General features: G+C 72.2%; 2 protein-coding genes. Both read left to right on the top strand.

Annotated features, from left to right (window positions below):
• Positions 1-388 precede the first annotated feature (388 nt).
• Positions 389-775: a helix-turn-helix domain-containing protein gene (locus ACFQS1_RS40455; protein WP_378978376.1), complete on the top strand. Its 387-nt coding sequence runs from the start codon at positions 389-391 to the stop codon at positions 773-775.
• A 97-nt stretch (positions 776-872) separates the two neighbouring features.
• Positions 873-1254 (top strand): helix-turn-helix domain-containing protein (locus ACFQS1_RS40460; protein WP_378978378.1); only part of this gene is annotated, 382 nt, incomplete at its 3' end.

Consider the following 1254-nt stretch of genomic DNA (forward strand, 5'->3'; position numbering starts at 1 on the left):
TGTTCGACGGCGCTCAGGATGAGCAGGTTGGGGTAGGCCAGCGGCGTTGAGGATGAGGATCGGTTAGAGGGCAACCGTGGACGGTTGCCCTTGTTTGTTTTCGGCGGCACCGTGATCAGGTCCTGATAGGCGACGGCCCTCCCGCTGTCTTTTTGGCCGGAGTGCCGCGGAAGGGCCGTGCGTGACGCGTGGAGGCGTCGTGGTCACGGTAGGCGGTGACGCTGCCGCGGTCGAGCGGCGGTTGGCGGAGGGGCGGCTGGTCTGCCCTGGCTGCTCGGGGATGTTGTCGGGGTGGGGGTATGCCCGGTCCCGGCGGTTGCGGGGGCCGGAGGGTGTGGTGCTGGCGCGTCCCCGACGAGCGCGGTGCACCGGGTGCGGGGTGACGCATGTGCTGCTGCCGGTGTGGTGGCTGCTGCGACGGGCGGATGCGGTGGTCGTGATCGGGGCGGCGCTGACCGCCGGGGCGGCTGGTGCGGGGTTCCGGCGGATCGCTGCGCAGCTGGGGCGCCCGCCCGAGACGGTGCGGGGCTGGTTGCGCCGGTTCACCGGTCGGGTGGAGGCGGTGCGGCGGTGGTTCACCGCTTTGCTGCGGGAGATGGCCGTGGATCCGGTGATGCCGGCGCCGGCGGGTGGGATGTGGGCGGACGCGGTAGCTGTGATCGACGCGGCGGTGACGGCTGCGGCGGCCCGGTTCGGGGTGCTCGGGGTGCCGTCATGGGAGTGGGTGTCGGCGGCCTCCGGTGGCCGGTTGCTGGCACCGGGCTGGCCCGCCTGAGTTGATCAACACGAGTTGACCCTGACGCGGCGTTGCTGAGTCGGTGATCCTCACCAGCTGTCCTGTGTGGTCAGTGGCGAGGAGGGGATGTCGGCAGATGGCGGCCAATGAGGAAGACAGCAAGCGGGTGGAGCGGGCCCGCGCGGTCGGGTTGTTCCGCTACCAGTTGATCCGTGAGGCGGCGGATCCGGCGCACTCGATCAAGGCGCGGGGCGCGTTGGTGCGCAAGCTCGCGGCGGTCGAGCACATGGGCCCGTTCGGTCGGCCGGTGCGGGTGTCGCGGCAGACGCTCGACCGGTGGATCCGGGACTGGCGGCGCGGCGGCTTCGACGCGCTGGTGCCCAGCCCACGCCAGCCGAGCTCGCGCACCCCCGGGGAGGTGATGGAGTTGGCGGTGGCACTCAAGCGGGAGAACCCGGCCCGCACCCCGGTCGGGATCGCCCGGATCCTGCGCGCTCAGCTGGGCTGGGCCCCGGACG

Origin of the sequence: Paractinoplanes rhizophilus (assembly GCF_042664765.1) — a bacterium.
In the GTDB taxonomy this organism is placed as follows: Bacteria; Actinomycetota; Actinomycetes; order Mycobacteriales; family Micromonosporaceae; genus Actinoplanes; species Actinoplanes rhizophilus.